Genomic DNA, 19,324 nt, shown 5'->3' with positions numbered 1-19,324 from the left:
GCTCGGTGAGGCCTTCCCCGGGTCCTTCATCGACCGCGAAAGGCTGTGATCTCCTCCGTGGCCGCACAACCCCCCACTCGCTCGGTCCTGTTCCGCACCGTGCTCGCCGCCGCCGTCGCCGTATCGGCCGGAGCGCTGGCCGTCTCCCCCGCCCGGGCCGCCACCGGCGTCGCCATCACCGGGCTCGCCGGCAAGTGCCTCGACGTCGCCGGGGCCAACTCCGCCGACGGCACGCCCGTACAGCTCTACGACTGCAACGGCAGCAACGCCCAGCAGTGGACCGTCGGCAGCGACGGCACCGTCCGAGCCCTCGGCAAGTGCCTCGATGTGACCGGGAACTCGACCGCCGACGGCGCCAAGGCGCAGTTGTGGACCTGTAACGGCGGCGCCAACCAGAAGTGGACCGTGACCGCCGCCCACGACATCGTCAATCCGCAGGCGGACAAGTGCCTGGACGTCACCGGCAACACCTCCGCCAACGGCACCCGGATACAGATCTGGACCTGTACCGGCGGCGCCAACCAGAAATGGACCGCCCCGGCCGCGCAGTCCGGTGAGAAGTGCTGGGCCACGCACTACGGCCCCCAGCCGCCCGGCGCCCTGACGGCGAGCGGTGAACTGTTCGACAACAACGCCGACACGGCGGCGACCTCGCTCAGTCGTCAGCCCCAACTGCCGTTCGGCACCAGGGTCCAGGTGACCAACGTCGCCAACGGCCGGTCGCTGGTGGTCCGCATCAACGACCGCGGCACCTTCGTGCAGACCCCGCAGGAGCCCAAGTGCCTCGACCTGACCGACGGCGCGTTCAGCAGGCTCGGCGGCAGCCTGAACCCGGACGCCGGGCACATCGTCGTCACCCAGACCGTCCTCAACTGACCTCCGCGGCCCGCGCCCCGCGCATCCCCCGGACCACCGTCAGCCCCGTGAACTGGAGCGAACTCTTCATGCCACACCCCTCCCCCAGACGGATCCCGCTGCGCCGCATGCACCTCGGACGCTTACTGTCCGCCGTCATCGCCGCCTCGTTCGCCGTGCTGTTCGCCGTCACACCGGCGCAGGCCGCCGACGGGCAGATCACCGGCCTCGCCGGCAAGTGCGTCGACGTCGCGGGCGCGAGCAGCGCCAACGGCACCGCCGTACAGCTCTACGACTGCAACGGCACCGCGGCCCAGCGGTGGTCCAACCCGGGCGACGGCACCCTGCGGGCGCTCGGCAAGTGCCTGGACGTCGTCGACCGCGGCACGGCCGACGGAGCCGCCGTACAGCTGTGGGACTGCTCCGGCGGGGCCAACCAGCAGTGGGTGGTCACCGCCGCGCACGACATCGTCAACCCGGCCGCGAACAAGTGCCTGGACGTGCGGGACAACAACCCGGGCAACGGCACGCGTCTGCAGATCTGGAGCTGCACCGGCGGCGCCAACCAGAAGTGGAACGCTCCGGCGAGCGGCGGAGGCGGCACCACGCCGTCCGGGTTCGTCGTCTCCGAGGCCCAGTTCAACCAGATGTTCCCGAACCGGAATTCGTTCTACACCTACAGCGGTCTGACCGCCGCCCTGAATGCCTACCCCGCGTTCGCGAACACCGGCAGCGACACCGTGAAGAAGCAGGAGGCCGCCGCCTTCCTCGCCAACGTCAGCCACGAGACCGGCGGCCTGGTGTACGTCGTCGAGCAGAACACCGCCAACTACCCGCACTACTGCGACTGGAGCCGGCCGTACGGCTGCCCGGCGGGGCAGGCGGCGTACTACGGGCGCGGACCCATCCAGCTCTCCTGGAACTTCAACTACAAGGCCGCGGGCGACGCGCTCGGCATCGACCTGCTCGGCAATCCGTGGCTGGTGCAGAACGACTCCGCCGTGGCCTGGAAGACCGGCCTGTGGTACTGGAACACGCAGACCGGGCCCGGCACCATGACCGGTCACAACGCCATGGTCGGCGGCGCCGGCTTCGGCCAGACCATCCGCTCCATCAACGGCTCGCTGGAGTGCGACGGCAAGAACCCCGCGCAGGTGCAGAGCCGCGTCGACGCCTACCAGCGCTTCACCCAGATCCTCGGCGTCAGCCCAGGTGGCAACCTGTACTGCTGAGCTCCCGCCGGCAAGCCGCGCCTCCTCGATACATCCGACGAGTTCTCACCAGTCACCTGGAGAACCCTGATCAACACCGCGCCGGGCAGAGCCGCGGTGGCGGCGCTGCCCGGCGCGGTGCACGTCGAGGAGGCGGGGCCGGGCGGCGGCGCCGGTCCGGCCTCCGGGACCGCCGCCGCGGGCGACTCGCTGCGGGCGACTCTCTGCGTGGCCTGCGGCGCGCGGGGTCGTACGACACCCTCCGGCGGCGGCATCTGGGCTGGTGGTACCCGTTCCACCGGAAGAGCTTCGCGACGGCGGTCAGGACCGGGGTCGAACGGGACGGCAGGCGGCTGTTCGCGGCGACACCGGAGCAGAAGGGGACTCCCCCACCACCGCCGTCGTAGGTGTGGACCTTCCCGGTCCTTTCCTGCACGGTGCACGGTGCACGGTGGCGGACAGTCCGCCCCGTCGGGCCGTGCCGTCGACCGGTCGCCCGTTCCCCCAACTCCGACCACCGAGGTCTGCTCTCATGCCGATGCCACCAGCCGTGCTGCGGCTCGCCGTCACCGCCGCGGGACTCCTGCTCACGGCCACCACGACCACCGTGGCCTCCGCCGCCGCACCACCGCACGCCGCCGCCCGCGCCGCCGCCGACGCGACCGACGAGCCCACCTGGACGGCACCACTGTCGACCCGGGGCCGGTACGTCGTGGACGCCCACGGTGACCGCTTCCGGCTCAAGGGCGCCAACTGGGACGGTGCTCAGGGCTCGTGGACCGGGAGCGGCAGTGCCGCCGACCCGGCCGAGCACCACGCCGGCCAGGACTCCCACGGCATCCCGCTCGGCCTGGACCGCACACCGCTGCCGCAACTGCTGGCCGACTTCCACCAGTTGGGCATCAACACCGTCCGGCTGCCGTTCTCCAACGAGATGATCCACAGCACGTCGTCCGTGCCCGACAGCGCCGTCGCGGCCAACCCTGCCCTGCACGGCAGGACACCGCTGGAGATCTACGACACCGTGGTGGACGCGCTCAGCCGGAGCGGGTTCGCCGTGATCCTCAACAACCACACCAACACCTCCCGCTGGTGCTGCGGCGTCGACGGCAACGAGCGGTGGAACACCGGTCAGTCCACCACGCAGTGGGCGGACGACTGGGTGTTCATGGCCCGCCGCTACGCCACCGTGCCGCGCGTGGTGGGCGCCGACCTGTACAACGAGGTCCGGCGTGACGTCCTGGACGACCCCAACTGGGGCCTGGGCGACGACCACGACTGGTACCGCGCGGCCCGGCTGGCCGCCGACCGCATCCTCACCGAGGCCGACCCGCGTCTCCTCATCGTGATCGAGGGCATCAACTGGACCGGCGTGCCCGTCGACGGGCTCCCCCACGGCCGGCCGGTGCTCACCCCCGCCCGCACCCTGTCACACACCCTCGTGGACTCCCGCAAGCTGGTCTACTCCGCCCACTTCTACGGCTACACCGGCCCGCACCACAGCGGCGCAACCGGCATCGGTGAGACCCACGACGCCCGCTACCAGGATCTGTCCCGGTCGGAACTGGCCGCGGCCCTCGACGACGAGGCGTTCTTCGTGCAGGAGGACGGCCGGCACTACACCGCGCCCGTGTGGGTGAGTGAGTTCGGCATCGGTTCGAGCGAGACGAACCCGGCAGCCCGCGCCTGGTTCGGCAACGTCACCGACTACTTCGCCGACCACGACGCCGACTTCGCGTTCTGGCCGCTGGTCGGCTTCGAGGGCCACGACGACTGGGCGCTGCTGCGCTACGACGGCGCGGGGCACCGCTCGGGCATCCTCGACCCGGGCGACTGGCGCGCCACCGCATGGGGGCACCTGATGACCGCACCGGGCAGGACGGGGCCCGTGGCGTCCGTGCCGCTCTGGCGCATGCTCGACACCGATCACGGCGACGCGGTCGCGTCACTGCGGGTGCGCGCCACGGGAGACTGGGACCGGGGGGCGTACAAGGCCGCCTGCCCCGACGGTACGAGACTGGCCGGGCTCAGCCACACCGGTGGGCGCGGGCTGTGCACCGACGTCGGCGCGGGCGATCTGCGGGCCGGCGACGCCCGCCAGACGGTCGTCACCGACGAGCGGTACGTCCCGGCCGGCGGCGACTGGGCGTCCGGCTACACCAAGTACCAGTGCCCGGCAGGGCAGTTCCTCATCGGCTACAGTCTGCGCGGCGCTGGTGTGTCGGCGGCGCTGTGCGTTCCGGCGCGGGCCGGCCTGCCGGGTGCCGGCCGCACCGTGTGGTTCGACCGCTCCGACAACCGTCCCGCGGACGCGGCCGGCGGCGACTTCGCGTACGGCGCCTACAAGGGCCAGTGCGCGGCGGACGAGTACGCCGCCGGCATCGCCTTCACGACCCGCGTGGGCAGCCGGCCCGGCCCGGCGGCCCTGCTGTGCCGAGGCTCTCAGCTCCTCCGGGCCCGCGCACGGTGAGCGGTGGGACAGGCCGACGACTCCGGGGGGGCGTCCTTCGGTTGCCAGTGGTACTCGTGGATCGCGGACGTCTCGTCCACGTTCTCCGGCGCGTGCGCGAAGCCGAGGGTGGAGCCCGTCGACCTCGTCGTGCTCCGAGGTGACGGCCAGCCAGGGACTCTGACCGCCCATCAGTTCGCTGGCATCCAGCTCGCCGGGTGCGGTCAGGTCGCGGGCGTGTACGGCGCCGCAGCCGTAGCGGTGCTGGCGGTTCTGCAAGGGAATTGGCTGGTGCGGGGGGGCTTCGCCGGGGCGGTCCATCGGTGTCGGCGGCGCCTCTCCGGGGCACACCGGGCAGGACATCCGGGGAGAGTCACCCGCTCAGCGGAGCCGGCCTCGCCGATAGGTGGCCGGCCTGGTGCAGGCGTGTCACCAGAGCGGCGCAGCCGAGCCCGGTCACGGCCAGTCCGGCCCACGGCAGCCAGCGCACCCCGGTGTCGAACAGCGCCCCGACGGCCAGGTCGCCCAGCGAGACAGCGATGCCGGAGGCGGTGCTGTAGGCGCTGTAGTACGTGGCGACGAGCCGATCCTTGGAGAGCCGTACGACGGTGTCCATCTCGAAGGGGTAGAACAGCGCGCCGCCAAGGCCCCCGGCCGGCAGCGGCGGGAACCGGCTGGCGGGCGGTCGCCGCCCCCGCGTCCGGGGGTGCCTTGCACGGCAGTGCGTTGGCCACGAAGCGGTGCCACGAACGAGCCGAGGATGCGGCGGCGGCCGTCGGGGGTGAGGCAACGCGGGTCTTCGGTCTTGAGCGGTGCGCCTGCTCAGGGCCTCTGACGTTACGTCAGCTCAGTGAGCACACCTGGTGGCTGCTGCCGCGGCCGCGGGCGCGCCGGGAGCCCACACGGCCACGGACCCGCTCCGCGACTACGGGTGCAGCTTCTCGCCCTTCGCCAGCATCGCTACGTACTTCTCGATCCGGCGCGCCCGGGTCTCGGCCTTCTTGGCGTCCTGGATCCGGTACAGGATCGCGTAGCGGTTCTGACGGTCCAGCGTCTCGAAGAACGCCGCTGCGGCCGGTTCGGCGGTCAGGGCCGCCGCGAGGTCGTCCGGCACCGTGGCGGTCTTCGCGCCGTCGTAGGCCGCCTCCCAGCGGCCGTCTGCCTTGGCGCGGTCGACCTCGGCCTGCCCCGGCGGACGCATCCGGCCCTGCTCGATCAGGGCGGCCGCCTTGTCCCGGTTGATCTTGGACCACTTGCTGCTCGGCTTGCGCGGGGTGAACCGCTGGAGCCACCACTGGTCGTCGAACTTGGCTTTCTGGCCGTCGATCCAGCCGTAGCAGAGTGCCACGTCGAGCGCCTGGGCGTAGTCCAGCGCGACGATTCCGGGGCCCTTCTTGCGAAGCTTGAGCCAGATGCCGGGCGAGACGGCGTGATTCGCGTCGAGCCATGCCTGGAATGCCTCGGCGGATTCGAATGCGACGATCTCCAAGTCCTGAGTCACTCCACCAGCGAACCACACCCGCCCGATTGTCATGACCCGTCGATGCCCAGCGTCTCCGCCCGGGGCACCAACAGTGGGTGTCGTGCAAGCCGTTGATCAAGTGCAGGTCGCCCGGTCCGCAGGAGCCCGCGCACGCGGCCAGTCGCCCGGTGAGCTGCGCCTCCGTGCCGGCGGCGAACGCAGCGACCTCCTCGTGAGGCTGGATCCACTCGACGTCGGCAGGCCGTGCGACCGCGCGGCAACGACGGGGTCCCTCGCGGGCTGTCTGTACTGCTACAGGCGATTCGTCCGCCTCACCCCGCACGTAGGACACGGGCTGCCCTCGCGGCCTCGATTGGCGCTTTGACCTGGGCTGATCGTGCGGCGCAGCCTTCGCGGGTCAGTGTTGTCGATCTTCGGAGGACCTGGTGTCGGTCGAGTTCCTGTCGGATCAACAGGCAGCCAGGCCCCGCCGATGACACGGGTCGGTTGGGCTATGAGTGGTCGTGGTGCTCGCAGCACTCGTCGTGCCCGTGGTTCTTGATCTTCGTGGGGTCGGTGGCGGTGTGGGTGGCGGTGTCGCCGCCCCCGGTGACCGTCGCGGTGTTGATGACCTGGCGGGGGGCGGTGCAGGAGACGTCGACCTTCAAGGTGATGGGGGGGTAGCTGCTTCCGGCGGCGAGGACGTCGCACGGGTGCAGGTGAGGGTGCTCAGGGTGCAGTTCCATCCCGTGCCGCGGATGCTGTCGGCGCTGAGCCCGACAGGGAGGGTGTCCTGCACGGTGACCGGGGTGCCGTCGGTCGGGGCGGCCCCGGGGGCGTTGCCCACGGTGATGGTGTAGGTGCCGTCCCGCCCCTGGGTGAAGTGCCTGATGTGGGTCTTGGTGATGGTCAAGGACGACGGGACCGTGTAGGAGATGGTCACCTGGCCGTTGCTGTTCGCCGTCCCGATCGTCGAGGCGCTGAAGCTGGTTCCGGTGCCCGACGGGGTGACGAAGCTGCTGCCCCCACCACCGCCACCACCATTAGCGAAGCTGGCACCGTTCCCGAGGTCGGTGGCTCCCCCGCCGCCGCCTCCCCCGGCCCCAGCAGTAATGCACGCGGTGCTGTTGCCGCCGGTGCCCCCGGTGCCGACCGTGGCGCCGGTGAAACCGCTCCCCGGGCCACCCGCGGTGGCCGTGCAAGCGGAATGGGGACTGCCGGGCGCACCGCCGGTGCCGCCGGTCATGGTGGTGGTGCTGCCGCCTTGCCCGCCACCTCCCGGCGAACCGCCAAAAAGGGATGCTCCGGTGCCGCCGGCGGTGGCGTCCGGTGTGCCACCGTTGCCCCCGCTTCCCCCTACGATTCCGGCGCCGGCGTTGGATCCGCCGGCACCGCCGCCACCACCACCAGCGACGATGAGGAGGCTGGTGCCGGTGCTGACGCTGGACGCCCCGCCTCCGCCGGAACCGCCCTGGCGAGCGCCATTGGGGCCGCTCGCACTGCCTCCTGGGGCGCCGCCGTTGAAGCCGCCGGCGCCGCTTTGGTTGCAGCCGGCGGCGCCGGTGCCCCCGACGTTGACGGTGCAGGTCGTCGGGGAGGCGGATGGCGACAGAGTCGTCACCACCCGCGCCCCCGTCCCGCCCGACGCCGTGACAAGGCAAGGTTTGCCGGTGTTGTCGGCGCCCCCGGCGCCATCCGCGGTGATCGTGACCACCGCGTTCGCGGGGACGGTGAGGCTCTGCGGGGCCCCGGTGAAGCCGAAGGCGAACCGATGGGTCAGTTCCTCGTGCCCGTACCGGGGCGGTGGCCGGCTTGGCTCCCGTCGGTGCGGCGGCTACGGGTGGAGCCGTGGCCGCCAGCAGCGCCACACCAGACAGCAAGACGCTCCCCACCGACACCACCCCCACACCGCGCTCTCCAGCCGGCCGGACCGGACGCACCGACGGCACGAACCGGGAGGAGCCCAGCGCCCCGGGCCCGAAACACGGCCACGGGCCACCGACGGACGACCCGAGACCACGACAGATCGCCCTGTCTACGCGCACGAGCGCTCATCCGCGAGTTCACCTCTCCTCACAGCCAAGCGCCCCGCAGTCCCACGCCACAAGGCAGAAGCGCCACGGGACACCTGACGAAAAATCATGACAAACCATATTAGATAACCGGAGCCGATCACTTCGAGGTAGCGAGGCAATGAGCAACCCCGCGTGTCGCGGCGGGCAGGGCCTGGCCGAGCTGGCCGATCGCCAGGATCGGACTTCTTGCACGAGACGGAGTGGCGATCGCGGTAGCGGGCGGCCGCCATCGGGTTGATCGCGAACACCTTCCGCGTCCCGGTCCGCACCACAGCCACGAGCAGGCCGCGGACGTCTCGATCGCTACCGGGATGGGGTTCCCCTCGGTGTCGCCGTACTCGGCAAGCAGCTCCAGCAGGACCTTGTAGCCGGCCACGTCTTCGCTGATGTGCCGCTTGGTCACCAACGTGCCGGTGTCGTCGATCCTCAGCACACCGTGGTCCTGGGCCACGACCTGGCAGGCAACGCCGCCTACCTCCACCAACTGCTCAGCGAGTAGCCCCGAAACCACCGCCGGGCGCTGCTCTCCCCACGCCCGGCGGGACAGCTTCTCCAACTGCCGTCTCAGCGAAGGAGACCAGCGGGAGACGGGGGAGACACAAGGGACGGGCGGCGGAACCTCCCCTGACTCCCCGCCTGCCAATCACGTGCATCCAGATCTCAGTCCTCCACCGTCCTCTGTGCGCCGCCTGGTGTAAGGGTGGCTCGATACTTTCGGAATCTCTCTTGGATTTTCCCGCGATGCCGGTACTGGATGTCACAGAATGAGGGACATTGTTGCTGGCTCCCATGGCTGGGGGCCTGCCGGGCGCAAGGGGGCACTGTGGCAGAACTCGTCATGATGACGGTGGACGGTGATCGCGAAGGCACTGCCGTCTTCGAGGTTGACGGCAGCCTGGTGGGCTCGGACCTGGAACTTGCTGCGGACGACGGCGTGGTATCCCGAGCCCAGACCTCGCTCCGTCAGGCACTGGAGCGCGTGAGGCCAGCTCTGTCGCAGGTGTCTGAAACGGTCCAAGAGCTTAAGCCGGATGAGATGGAGATTCAGTTCGGGCTGAAGATCGGCGGCGAAAGCGGCGTGATCATCGCCAAGGGGACGACAGAGGTGAACTTCGCCGTCCGGGTGGTCTGGAAGCGCGCTTGATCCACATGCACGCTCGGCGGGAAGGGTTCATCGTAAAGATCCGGTCAGCAGTCTCAGGCGCTCCCATCGGCCTCGGTTTCGTTGTCGGAGACCGGCACATCGTCACATGTGCACATGTCGTCAATGCAGCGCTCGGACGTGACAAGTACCGCCTTGAACGCCCTCATGACGACGTTCGAGTCCAGGTTGAGTTCGTCTTGCTGGGCGACGTCGATGGCGCGCCGCTGCGTGTCTGCCGAGTCGAGGCGTGGGATCCGCCCGCTGGACCAGGCGGTTCTGGACGTGACGTAGCCGGCTTGGTCGTCGTGGGTGGAGACACACTGCCTGTTGGAGCCGGGCCGGCGCGGCTGGTCGATGCACGTATTGACCTGACCGCCGATTCCCAGGTATCGATGTTCGGCTATCCGAGTGTCCCCGCCAGAAAGGACAAGGGTGCCTGGACCACCTGCTCTGTACGTGGAGCAGTCGGTGGTGGTTTGATCCAGCTCGATGCCCGCGCCGAGGCCGCCTTGCGAGCTCAGCCCGGTTACAGCGGCACGCCAGTTGTGGCGACGGATCGCTGGGGCGATGCAGCCGTAGGGATGCTCGCAATCGCGAGCAAAGAAGGTGCAGAGCAAGATGCGTATGCAGTGGCCCTGTCAGAGGTAGCAACTGCCTGGCCCGAGGTCCTGGGTCGGTTGGTACTTCCGCCGTGTCCATACCGAGGGCTGCAGGCATTCACGGCAGCAGACGCGCAGGCGGGCATCTTCGTGGGGCGCGAGCGCGAGGTCAAGCGGCTCCGGGAAATGGTGAGGGTGCAGCCGCTTGTGGTCGTCACCGGCCCTTCAGGTGTCGGAAAGTCTTCCCTTGTTGCGGCTGGACTGCAGCCTTCGCTTTCGGCAGACGGATGGATGGTGGCGTCCTTCCGGCCAGGAGTGACACCCTATGAATCAGTTGCTCGGGCGCTGCTCGATCTTGAGCATCCTGGAGCGAACCACTCCCTTGAACAGTTGGATCACCGAGCCCGGGCGCTGCGTGAGGACGGGTTTTGGCCCGTAGCTTCGAAGGTTTCCTTGCTCACCGGGAAACGACTGGCCCTCATCGGGGACCAGTTCGAGGAGGTGCTCAGCGGGAGTCCGGACACGGATAAGACGCTGCAGTTCCTGCAGCATCTGCTGCCGCCCCCGGACACCGTGCAAGACCCAAACGTACGTCTGGTGTGCACACTGCGGGCCGACTTTCTTCCCGACTTGCTGGAACTACCTCAGATCGGTTCCCGACTACAAGATCGGCAGCTGAACGTCTCCCCGCTGGACGAAGCAGCACTGACACGGGTGATCGTGGAACCGGCACAACTTGCCGGAGTGGCCTTCAGCCCGGGACTGGCGGAGAAGATCGCCCGTGAGGCCAGCAGGGCAGCAGGTAGTCTGCCACTCCTAGAGTTCACCTTGACCGAACTGTGGCCCTTGCAGGGTGAACGCCAAATCAGTTTCGACAGTTATCACGGCCTCGGCGGCGTTGCTGGAGCCCTGAACCAGCACGCGGAGAAGGCCTACTACTGGCTACACGACCAACTCCGACTGGATGAGCAACGCATCCGTCGTGCTCTGCTATCCATGATTCGAGCCCGCGGTGGGGCGGCCAGCGCCGTCCGCGTGACCGCCGAGCGCTCCCATCTCGGCACTGACTGGCACATCGCCCAGCTACTGGCCGACCCGGACCGACGTCTCGTCATCCTCGGATCCGATGGACCCGAGACAGCCGAGATCGCACACGAAGCACTGATTCGAGAATGGGACAGACTCTCTGCCTGGGTCGAGGAAGACGCCGATTTCCAGCAGTGGCTGACCGTCATGGAAGAACGCGCCCGGGACGAAGACCTCCTCTCCGCTACCCGAGTAGCGGAGGCACAGCGCTGGCTGGGCGAACGCGGCCCGGACATCCCAGAGAAAGTTGCCAATCTCATCCGGCTCAGCAGCGACGCAATCCTTGAGCAACAGCAAACTCAACAGCTGTTAAGCCAATCTCAGGAGATAGCCGCACAACTGCGGCACCAGACGGCACAACTGGAAGAACGACAAAAAGCACTCCAGGCATCCAATGCTCAACTGGAGGAAAGAGCTGAACTGCTGACACTGCGGAACCTCGACGTCGAGGAAAAGAACGCCGAGATCGAAGAGGCCCGGCAGGTCCTAGAGGAACGTGCCGAACAACTCGTGCTCTCCATGCGCAACAAATCATGGTTCATGGCAAACATGTCACACGAATTGCGCACACCACTCAACTCACTTTTGATTCTGGCCAAGCTGCTCGCAGACAACGACGAAAAGAACCTTTCGCCAAGGCAGATCGGGTTCGCAAAGACTATCCATGATGCTGGCAGCGACCTCCTCCAACTGATCGATGACATTCTCGACCTGTCGATGGTTGAGGCGGGCAAGATGAAGGTACTCGCCGATCCAGCCACACTCGTAGAGCTCGCCGACTACCTAAGGGCCCTCTTCAATCCATTGGCAGCGGAAAAGGGCCTCAACTTCTCGGTGCGAGTGTCTCCGGAATTGCCTCCCACACTACTTACCGACGAACACCGACTGCTGCAAGTGATGCGCAACCTGGTTTCGAACGCAATCAAGTTCACCGACTCCGGTGAAGTCGGGGTGGCCATTCACCCCGCCGGCACGGATGTTCCGCCGGCCATACGGCGGCAGCTTATGGAGGCTGGGTCGCTTTCGGGTCCAGGCGTCGACGTCGTCGCGTTCGCTGTGATAGACACAGGGGTCGGCATCGTGGCCAGCCAGTTGGAGGTCATCTTCGAGGCGTTCAAGCAAGTTGACGCGATCAGCAGGCGCAAGTACGGAGGCGCGGGCCTCGGACTCACTATTTCGCGAGAGATCGCGTGGCTACTTGGTGGTGAGATCCATGTGCAGAGCGAACCAGGTCACGGCTCGACGTTCACGCTGTACTTGCCATTGTATCCGAGCGATCCATCGCAGGACGACGAGACGACAGCAAAGGCACAGAACGAATTCGCTGCGCTTATCAGGCGCCGTCAGGCAGCTGCAGCCCTACGTCAACAGCAGGCTGCGCTCCTGGACCTGACCGGTGCCGAAGCGCCGTCGAAGAACTTGGATGAGCACGGGGTCGTGGAGGTGGACCGGGACATCCGCTTTGACGGCGAGGTGTTAATCGTCGACCACGACATACGCAGCGTCTTCGCACTCACTAGCCTCTTGGAAGGCCACGGTCTGTACGTGAGCTATGCCGAGGACGGGGACGAGGCACTCGATTTGCTGGAGCAGCGCGACGGTATCAGGGTTGTCGTCATCGATGTCATGCTGCCGGTGGCGGACGGCCCGACGACGATCGCGAAGATTCGCCGGACGGCGAGGGGTCGTGCCATGCCCATCATCGCGCTGGCTTCAGGGGGTGCGCTTGGCGGCCAAGAGCTGGCTGTCGAGGCAGGCGCGTCCGACTGCGTGGCCAAGCCGGTCGACCCTGACGTCCTGCTACCCATGCTGCGCCGATGGATTGAGGAACCCTCAGACGCCCCTGAGGCTGGTCCATGAGAAGGCGTCTTTGATCAAGGTGCAGTGCCCGACACATCAGCGAGCTAGACGAGTAAGTCCAAAGGGGCCGGGTGTATCAAGCGAGGCTTACACACCGCCGTAGCTCTGCGGCCCGGCGCCGGAGCCGAGCACCACCAGACCCGAGCCCGGTGAACGCCTTCGGCGACACCGCCGGCGACACGCGCCAAGTACTGCACCAAGCGGGACACCGGCTGTTCTTCACGCCCGCCTCGCTGCGGCCCGCCATCCCCGGCGGCTTCACCCTGGACGACTTCGCCATCGACACCGCCGCCGCCACAGTCACCTGCCCCGCCGGACACACCGTTGTGCTGTCGGACCCCGGCGGACAGCACAGCCAGCACAAGGCGGCCTTCGAAGACCTTTGCGCCGGATGTCCTCGGCGTGAGCGGTGCACCAAGGCCAAAGCCGGCCGCATCCTGACCATCCGGCCCCACCACGACCTGCAAGCGGCCGTCCGCCGCCAGGCCGCCACCGAGCCGACTGGCAAGCCGCCCATCGCCGCTGGCGACCACCCGTCGAACGCGCCGTCGCCTGGCTCGTCCGCACGGCAACCGCATACTCCGCTACTGCGGAACCATCGACAACAACACCTGGCTCCACATCCGAGCAGCCGCCCTCACTCCGCCGACTGATCAGCCTCGGACTCACCCACACCGGCAGCGGCTGGCAACTCGCCCCGGCCACCGCCTAACGGACAGGGGTTGCCCGGCCTACGGCCGACCAGCCCTCACCAAGATCTTCATGACCCTTCTAGGAGTGCTTCGTTAGGTTCTGCCTTGTCTGCGGCGGCTTCGTTGGGCGGGTAGAGGACGTCCGCAGGTGGTGCAGGTGTCAGCCCAGCACGTCAGCAGCTCCTGGAGGAGATCGGGGACCTGGTAGAGGGTCGACGCAACGAAGCACGCGCTACCAGACGGACGGCGGGGGCGCCGCTGCCGTCAGCGGGGCCCGGCGGGGTGCGGCATCATCGGTTTCGGTCAGACGGGCGCCGACCGGGATCGGTCGCCCATGGGTTCGAGGCGGACGACGATGCCCTTCGACGTGAGCTGGTTGCTTACGTCGGCGACGCTGTCGAGCGGCACCAGGACGTTCGTCTCCGGGTAGTAGGCGGCGGCCGAACCCTTGGCCGCCGGGTAGGACACGACCTCGAAGTTCTCGGCCCGGCGCTCGGTGCCGTCCTCCCAGACGCTCACCAGGTCCACGCGGTCGCCCTGGGCGTGGCCGAGTTCGGACAGGTCGGCCGGGTTGACGAGGATCACGTGGCGGCTGCCGTGAATGCCGCGGTAGCGGTCGTTGTTGGTGTACGGGAACCGGCTTCCCCCGGCCCACGGGGCTCGGACCTGTGTGTTCACCCCCTTTTTCGCCCTGACGTGGGCGCAGTCGAGTACCACACGGGAGACATCGACAAGGCCCGCATCGTCGAGCTGATGCAGGACCGCTTCGTGCAGGCGGTCCCACACGCCGGCTCAGATCATAAACCGGCGGTGCGCGGTCGACTTCGATATCCCGAAGCACGGCGGCAAGGCCCGCCACGCACAGCCACTGACCAGCACGTAGATGATCGCCGCGAACAGCGTCTCATCAGGCGTGTTCTGCTTCCAGCCGCCCTGCGGTCGTACCCGGTCCTCCGGAATCAACGGCTTCGCGAGCTCCCACAGGCCATCCGGAACAATCCAACTCCACGTGCCCCGCCCCATGCCCAGCTCAACGACCAACCGCCATGTAGGACACGCTCTAAGACCTCGTTCGAGATCTACTGGGATGCCAGCCATGCGGTGTACCAGTCGCCGAAGTCCGGTCCTGGGGTCAGGCCGCCCCAGGGGCGGTCGTCGAGCCACACCTGTCCCGCATTGGTCCCTGTGATGACCAGGCGGGAGAAGGTACCGCAGCCGATCTCGCCGAGGACCAGCGTCCCGGCGACCGAGTAGTCGGCGTCGCCTCCCCGGCCCGGTCCGGGCCAGTCCGTGGTGTGCGGGAACGGGGTGGCCAGGAAGCCCACGCGCAAACACTCCGCCCGAAGGTCGTGCAGTGCCTCTTCGTCGTCTACTGCCTCTGTCAGGCCCAGGAGTCCGTAGTCCGGTCCCGCTCCGCCGCCGGCGACCGAGCCCAGGAAGCCTCGGTAGGAGGCGGGAAGGGTGACGCGGTGCACCTGCTCGAACGAGCGGATCGCCTCCTCCGCCAAGGGCGGGTGAAGCCGGTACCGGTGGTGAGAGGCGCCGAAGCGGCGGTGCTCGGGATCTTCCCGAGCCATCGCGGCAACACGGGAGCGCACCGAGGCACCGTTCCAAGTCCCCCTCGGGGCGCCGACGTCACTGGTCACGCCCGAACCGTACCCTCATGAGCCTAGATCTTGCCGTCGTCGGACCACCGCAAGACCCACGGTTTTAAGTGGCAGGCAACGGCTGAGTGAAATCCGGGAAGCATTCTGCTTTCTGAAATCACTCACCGCCCTTCAGGCCATACAAGGATTTACCGCCGTATCCGGTACCGGGATTCTCCGGTACCGGATACGAACGGATTCCAGCGGATCAGCCCAGTTCGGTGTCCAGCCACTGCAGGACGTCGGGTGTCACGGCGTCGACCAGGTCGGCGAACTCCTCGTGCCGCTTGAGGAACTTCGCCACGTACGGGCAGACGGGCACGATCCGCTTCCCGGAGTTGCGTACGTCGGTGAGCGCCTCCTGGACCAGCCGGGAGGCGAGGCCCTGTCCGGCGAAGGCGTCGTCGATCTCGGTGTGGTAGAAGACGCGCTGCTCACCGCGGTCGCGGTAGGCGGTCAGTCCGGCGCGTTCGCCGTCGACGTGGATTTCGTAGCGATTCCTGGAGTCCACGCGCTCGACGACGGAAACGGGGGAAGGCTGGCTCATCGGGTGCCTTTCGGACGGCGTCAGTGACGCGGTGGATTCCTGCGCGGCGTGATGGTCGCATTCGGCAGGGCCGGGGCGGGGAGACGGTCTCCCGGATATCCTTCGACGGCCCCGAAACGATCGGAAGAGTTTTGCCAGTCCTCGCGGGCCCTGACGATATCCTCGTGGCTGCGGCCGATGAAATTCCACCACATGACGATCTCCTCCTGGAAGGGTGTTCCGCCGAGGAGGACCGCCCGCGCGGTGTCGTCCGACTCGTTGGTCAGGGTCAGCGCGCCGGGGCCGGGGTGGACGTAGCCCAGCTCGGCGGGTTTCAGGTGGACGTCCGCGAGACGGACGGCACCCCGGTCGACGAGGAGGCCGTGCTCGAAGCCGGGGTCCACGGCGAGCGTGAGGGCCGCGTGCGGCTGCAGGACGATCTCGGCGCCGAGCAGGGGCGTGAAGGTCGGCACCGGGGAGACGGCCCCGGCGAGGGAACCGAGGAAGACCCTGACCTCGGCCCCGTCGGTGCGCACCGGCTCGGGCACGTGGTGCTGGAAGTTCCGCGGGGCGGCCCGGTGCTCCTCGGGCAGGGCCACCCACAGCTGGACGCCGTGCAGGACGGTGGTCCGCGGGGTGGAGACCTCGGAGTGGCTGATGCCGTATCCGCCGGTCATGAGGTTCAGCTCGCCGGGCCGTACGAAGGCGTGGCTGCCGAGGCTGTCGCGGTGCTCGATCTCGCCGCTGAAGAGCCAGCTCACGGTCTGCAGCCCGGTGTGCGGGTGCGGTGCGACGTCCATGCCGCCGGTCGCGGCGACGTCGTCGGGGCCGTAGTGGTCGGCGAAGCACCAGGCACCGATCAGGGTCCGGGAGCGTTGCGGCAGAGTGCGCCGCACGGTCATTGCCCGGGGGCCGCCGAGGGGCACGTCGCGCGGGGTCAGCACGTCGACCCGGGGCGTCCCGGCCGCCGGTTCCTCCGCCACCGCCGTGCCGCAGCGTACTTCGACGGGTTCCGTCTCGGCATTGCTCATCGTGGACCACCTCTCGACCCGCTAGTTGTTCTATATTCAATCATCATGCGGCCGGGTGGGGCCGGGCGCCATGCCGATTCGCCGCGGGGCTACAACCCGTGCGCTCCCCGGCCAGCCTCTCCCCCGGCCCCGCCGTACGGTCGTCGGCACCTCGGCCCGCCCTGGCACGGACCGAACAACGCAACCGAGCCGTCGCAGACTGGGGGAACGGCATGACACACGATCCCGGGAACGACATGACACACGATCCCGCAGAGGCCGCGGACGAGGACCCGATCGTCTGCAGGACGAGCGTCCACGTCGCCGTGGCCGACGATCCGCCGGTGCCGCTCCCCGCCGAGCTGCGCTACTCGGCGACCGACCCGTACGCCGTGTGCCTGTCCCTCGGCGCGCCCGCCGCCCCCTCCGTGGACTGGGTCTTCGCCCGGGCACTCCTCGCCCAGGGGTTGCGCCGGCCCAGCGGGTCGGGGGACGTCGTGGTGTTCCCCGGGCTCAGGCCCCGTTCCGACGCGATCCGCATCCTGCTCAGAACCGGGGCCGGGGCGGCGGTGCTGGAGGTGGACGGCGCCGTCGTCACCGGCTTCCTGCGGCGCGCCGACGCGCTGGTGCCGCCGGGCACCGAGCACCGCCACCTCGATCTGGACCGCGTCGTCGAACAGCTGACGGCCGGCAGCGAGTGACCCGCCCGGTGCGCTGACGAGCACTCCTGCGTGCGCTCCTGGGCAACCGGCACCCCGCTGCCGCCCCTAGCGTCCACGGCGTACACAGCACGCCATCCGCAGGAGGCACAACACCTGGTGGACACCCCACTCGTGCGCTCCTGAGCCGGGGCGCCGACGGCAGGGCGGGCAGTGCGTCCGTGTGCGTGACCGCGTTCCCGTCGAGCGGAGCGCCTGCGCACGTGATCGCGTTCCCGCGCGGGGCGTCCGCCCGTCCGCGCCTCCGCCCGGCCTGCCGTCACCGGCGTGCGTCCGCGCGGGGAACCCCTGGAGCCGCAGTTCTTCCGGTTCTGCAAGAAGATCCGCGCCGCCTGGTTCGCCGGCGGCATCTCCGTCCGGTACCCAGCCCAGAAACGGTCACCGCCCGGCCCATGGACCGCAGCCGCCTGCACGCCGCCCTCGGCGTGCTCGGGGTTGCGGGCGCGTCGCCGTCGTGCGGGCCGTGCCGCAGCGGCTTCCGGGTCTGCTGGGCGGCGTCATGGCCGGCCTGGACCGCTCCGCTGCACGGGCCGGAACGTCGGTCTGCCGGACGGCAGGCCCCCGGCGGTCCTCCGGTTCAGCCGAGCCGGCGGACCGACGCCACCGCCCGGTCGGACCGGGCCAGCAGGACGGCCCGTCTGCGGGGCCACCACAAGAGGTCGGCGACGCAGAGGACGACCACCAGCCATGAGGAGATCATCTCGCCCGTGGTGCCGGTCAGGGTGTCGTACACGGCGAGGGCGATCGCGAGCAGGGTGACGACCAGGACGATCCAGCGGCGCAGCCGGTCCTCCTCCGCGGCCCGCCGCAGCGCGGCGGCGTACGCGAGGACCGCGGGGGCCAGCCCGGGATCGGCGACGGGCTCGCCCCGCCGGGTGGCACGCACCACGGCCGCCCGGTCGGCCCGGCTCATGTCCTTCGCCTCGGGCCAGAGCCGGTTCATGCGGCGCGGCACGCGGATCCCGTAGAGCAGGCCGAGCACCACGAAGACGACCACGGCGGCCGCCCATGCCCCCGACTCGACGAGGGCGAAGGCACCGAAGAAGACGCCGACGGCGAGACCCGCGCCCACGGCCCGGCTCCCCGTCCCCCACTGCCACAGCCGGCCCGGAACGAGCATCACCTGTCAACGGTGGCCGGCACCCCGCGTGGAACACAATCACCACACCGGCACGTCGAACCCGGCACACCCGCACAGCGCACCCACCCGGACAGCTCCCGGCGCACACAGGTCGCCCGACCGCACGCCGGCACAGCGCACCACGCCGTGCAGCCGGCGCTCGCAGCCCGTCCTGGCACACACGCACGACACACCAGGCCCGACAGCCTCGACGCACGCGCGCCACCCGGCGCACACGCACGACGCCGGACACCTGCAGCGCACACACGTCGGCTCCGGCACCCACGCACGCCGTACCGCCCCGAAACGGCCTCGGCCCGTGCGCGGGGTGTCACTCCGGCTGTCGGCCGCTGGCCGTTCGGGTCCAGCGGGTGCGGGTCGCGCCGAAGCCCGTCTCGTGGTCCCAGATGTGGGTGCACGACGGGCACTGCAGGTGGAGCAGGCTGCCGGTGTTGGAGAGCAGGTAGCGCCAGTGGTCCGTGCACCTGCGGCCCTGCCGGCAGGTGTCGCATGCGCGGTGGTCCTCGCAGTTCGGGCAGGTCACCCAGGCGCGGCGCCCGATGTCCGCCTGCGGATCAAGGGGCAGCACGGCCGCTCCCGCGCCGCGGGAGAACCCCGGCTTCGACGAGGGTGTCGTACAGCCGCTGCTGTTCCCCGTCGAGGCCCGAGTACAGCATGTCGTACGCCTCCTCCTCGCCACGCAGCGCCTCGACGGGGTCCCAGTCGGTGCCGAGTGCGGCCATGACGTGGGTCCGCCGGGTCATCTCGTGGCCGGTGAGGTCTACGGCGAAGTCGATCGGCTCGGGGGGAAGTGCGGCGTCTTGGGCGGACATATGACCGAACTTAGGTACAGTTTTCGGCCACGCCAAG

At 69.1% G+C, this 19,324-nt stretch carries 17 protein-coding genes and 4 pseudogenes; 7 read left to right on the top strand and 14 right to left on the bottom strand.

Annotation, left to right across the window (positions count from 1 at the left end; translation table 11 throughout):
- Positions 1–87 precede the first annotated feature (87 nt).
- The 3 genes from S1361_RS39980 (at position 88) to S1361_RS36755 (ending at position 4,536) form a co-directional block, all read left to right on the top strand.
- A complete protein-coding gene (locus tag S1361_RS39980) occupies positions 88–876 on the top strand; it encodes a lectin (RefSeq protein ID WP_481906726.1) in 789 nt (262 codons plus the stop codon).
- A 107-nt stretch (positions 877–983) separates the two neighbouring features.
- Positions 984–2,087 (top strand): chitinase, encoded by a 1,104-nt coding sequence (locus S1361_RS36760; RefSeq protein ID WP_208036941.1) that lies wholly within the window; start codon positions 984–986, stop codon positions 2,085–2,087.
- 511 nt (positions 2,088–2,598) lie between these two features.
- Positions 2,599–4,536, top strand: coding sequence for a glycoside hydrolase family 5 protein (locus tag S1361_RS36755; RefSeq protein ID WP_208036139.1), 1,938 nt, complete (start codon positions 2,599–2,601; stop codon positions 4,534–4,536).
- Positions 4,537–4,888: 352 nt separating this feature from the next.
- On the opposite strand, the gene S1361_RS36750 is transcribed toward S1361_RS36755, so the two are convergent.
- From S1361_RS36750 to S1361_RS36725, 6 genes and pseudogenes are all read right to left on the bottom strand, one after another.
- A complete protein-coding gene (locus S1361_RS36750; RefSeq protein WP_243769435.1) occupies positions 4,889–5,131 on the bottom strand; it encodes a hypothetical protein in 243 nt (80 codons plus the stop codon).
- Between the two features lie 309 nt (positions 5,132–5,440).
- Positions 5,441–6,049: a YdeI/OmpD-associated family protein gene (locus S1361_RS36745; protein WP_208036138.1), complete on the bottom strand. Its 609-nt coding sequence runs from the start codon at positions 6,047–6,049 to the stop codon at positions 5,441–5,443.
- Positions 6,050–6,089: 40 nt separating this feature from the next.
- Positions 6,090–6,227: pseudogene (locus S1361_RS39630) on the bottom strand (thiamine pyrophosphate-binding protein); the annotation flags it as partial.
- Positions 6,228–6,489: 262 nt separating this feature from the next.
- Entirely contained in the window at positions 6,490–6,645 is a 156-nt protein-coding gene (locus S1361_RS36735) for a hypothetical protein (protein ID WP_208036137.1), read from the bottom strand.
- Positions 6,642–7,691 carry a DUF11 domain-containing protein gene (locus S1361_RS39975; protein ID WP_208036136.1) on the bottom strand — a complete coding sequence of 350 codons (1,050 nt, stop codon included), beginning with the start codon at positions 7,689–7,691 and terminating at the stop codon, positions 6,642–6,644. The genes S1361_RS36735 and S1361_RS39975 overlap by 4 nt, the downstream gene beginning before the upstream one ends.
- Before the next feature lie 528 nt (positions 7,692–8,219).
- Positions 8,220–8,503, bottom strand: a pseudogene (locus S1361_RS36725) (IS110 family transposase); the annotation flags it as partial.
- A gap of 372 nt (positions 8,504–8,875) precedes the next feature.
- Between S1361_RS36725 and S1361_RS36720 the strand changes: the two are divergent.
- From S1361_RS36720 to S1361_RS36710, 3 genes are all read left to right on the top strand, one after another.
- Positions 8,876–9,196 (top strand): CU044_2847 family protein, encoded by a 321-nt coding sequence (locus tag S1361_RS36720; protein ID WP_208036135.1) that lies wholly within the window; start codon positions 8,876–8,878, stop codon positions 9,194–9,196.
- Positions 9,197–9,201: 5 nt separating this feature from the next.
- A complete protein-coding gene (locus tag S1361_RS40105) occupies positions 9,202–12,741 on the top strand; it encodes an nSTAND1 domain-containing NTPase (RefSeq protein WP_341829374.1) in 3,540 nt (1,179 codons plus the stop codon).
- 149 nt (positions 12,742–12,890) lie between these two features.
- Positions 12,891–13,394, top strand: coding sequence for a transposase (locus tag S1361_RS36710; RefSeq protein WP_208036133.1), 504 nt, complete (start codon positions 12,891–12,893; stop codon positions 13,392–13,394).
- Between the two features lie 342 nt (positions 13,395–13,736).
- On the opposite strand, the pseudogene S1361_RS36705 reads toward S1361_RS36710, so the two are convergent.
- The 5 genes and pseudogenes from S1361_RS36705 to S1361_RS36685 form a co-directional block, all read right to left on the bottom strand.
- A pseudogene (locus S1361_RS36705) lies at positions 13,737–14,066 on the bottom strand (hypothetical protein); the annotation flags it as partial.
- Between the two features lie 4 nt (positions 14,067–14,070).
- Positions 14,071–14,456 (bottom strand): annotated as a pseudogene (locus tag S1361_RS36700) (transposase); the annotation flags it as partial.
- 56 nt (positions 14,457–14,512) lie between these two features.
- A complete protein-coding gene (locus S1361_RS36695) occupies positions 14,513–15,079 on the bottom strand; it encodes an SMI1/KNR4 family protein (protein WP_208036132.1) in 567 nt (188 codons plus the stop codon).
- Positions 15,080–15,287: 208 nt separating this feature from the next.
- Positions 15,288–15,626 (bottom strand): GNAT family N-acetyltransferase, encoded by a 339-nt coding sequence (locus S1361_RS36690; RefSeq protein WP_208036131.1) that lies wholly within the window; start codon positions 15,624–15,626, stop codon positions 15,288–15,290.
- Positions 15,627–15,646: 20 nt separating this feature from the next.
- Positions 15,647–16,636, bottom strand: coding sequence for a pirin family protein (locus tag S1361_RS36685; RefSeq protein WP_208036130.1), 990 nt, complete (start codon positions 16,634–16,636; stop codon positions 15,647–15,649).
- Between the two features lie 236 nt (positions 16,637–16,872).
- On the opposite strand from S1361_RS36685, the gene S1361_RS36680 reads away from it, so the two are divergent.
- Positions 16,873–17,316 (top strand): SsgA family sporulation/cell division regulator, encoded by a 444-nt coding sequence (locus S1361_RS36680; RefSeq protein WP_208036129.1) that lies wholly within the window; start codon positions 16,873–16,875, stop codon positions 17,314–17,316.
- Positions 17,317–17,911: 595 nt separating this feature from the next.
- Here S1361_RS36680 and S1361_RS36675 read toward each other — a convergent pair.
- The 3 genes from S1361_RS36675 to S1361_RS36665 form a co-directional block, all read right to left on the bottom strand.
- Complete coding sequence (locus S1361_RS36675) at positions 17,912–18,457, bottom strand: hypothetical protein (protein ID WP_208036128.1); 546 nt, start codon at positions 18,455–18,457, stop codon at positions 17,912–17,914.
- Between the two features lie 328 nt (positions 18,458–18,785).
- Positions 18,786–19,043 (bottom strand): hypothetical protein, encoded by a 258-nt coding sequence (locus S1361_RS36670; RefSeq protein WP_208036127.1) that lies wholly within the window; start codon positions 19,041–19,043, stop codon positions 18,786–18,788.
- Positions 19,030–19,287, bottom strand: coding sequence for a DUF6400 family protein (locus tag S1361_RS36665; protein ID WP_208036126.1), 258 nt, complete (start codon positions 19,285–19,287; stop codon positions 19,030–19,032). Before S1361_RS36665 ends, S1361_RS36670 begins: the two co-directional genes overlap by 14 nt.
- Between the last annotated feature and the right edge of the window lie 37 nt (positions 19,288–19,324).

It is taken from the genome of Streptomyces cyanogenus, from assembly GCF_017526105.1.
In the GTDB taxonomy this organism is placed as follows: Bacteria; Actinomycetota; Actinomycetes; order Streptomycetales; family Streptomycetaceae; genus Streptomyces; species Streptomyces cyanogenus.
Note: the sequence above shows the minus strand (reverse complement) of the source record. Positions and strands in the feature narration are given on the sequence as shown.

What these genes read in the sequence shown, in the direction of transcription:
- S1361_RS36760 (WP_208036941.1), top strand. Translation starts at nt 984, where the DNA reads ATGCACCTCGGACGCTTACTGTCCGCCGTCATCGCCGCCTCGTTCGCC.
- S1361_RS36755 (WP_208036139.1), top strand. Translation starts at nt 2,599, where the DNA reads ATGCCGATGCCACCAGCCGTGCTGCGGCTCGCCGTCACCGCCGCGGGA.
- S1361_RS36750 (WP_243769435.1), bottom strand. Translation starts at nt 5,131, where the DNA reads ATGGACACCGTCGTACGGCTCTCCAAGGATCGGCTCGTCGCCACGTAC.
- S1361_RS36745 (WP_208036138.1), bottom strand. Translation starts at nt 6,049, where the DNA reads ATGACAATCGGGCGGGTGTGGTTCGCTGGTGGAGTGACTCAGGACTTG.
- S1361_RS40105 (WP_341829374.1), top strand. Translation starts at nt 9,202, where the DNA reads ATGCACGCTCGGCGGGAAGGGTTCATCGTAAAGATCCGGTCAGCAGTC.
- S1361_RS36690 (WP_208036131.1), bottom strand. Translation starts at nt 15,626, where the DNA reads ATGAGCCAGCCTTCCCCCGTTTCCGTCGTCGAGCGCGTGGACTCCAGG.
- S1361_RS36685 (WP_208036130.1), bottom strand. Translation starts at nt 16,636, where the DNA reads ATGAGCAATGCCGAGACGGAACCCGTCGAAGTACGCTGCGGCACGGCG.
- S1361_RS36680 (WP_208036129.1), top strand. Translation starts at nt 16,873, where the DNA reads ATGACACACGATCCCGCAGAGGCCGCGGACGAGGACCCGATCGTCTGC.
- S1361_RS36665 (WP_208036126.1), bottom strand. Translation starts at nt 19,287, where the DNA reads ATGTCCGCCCAAGACGCCGCACTTCCCCCCGAGCCGATCGACTTCGCC.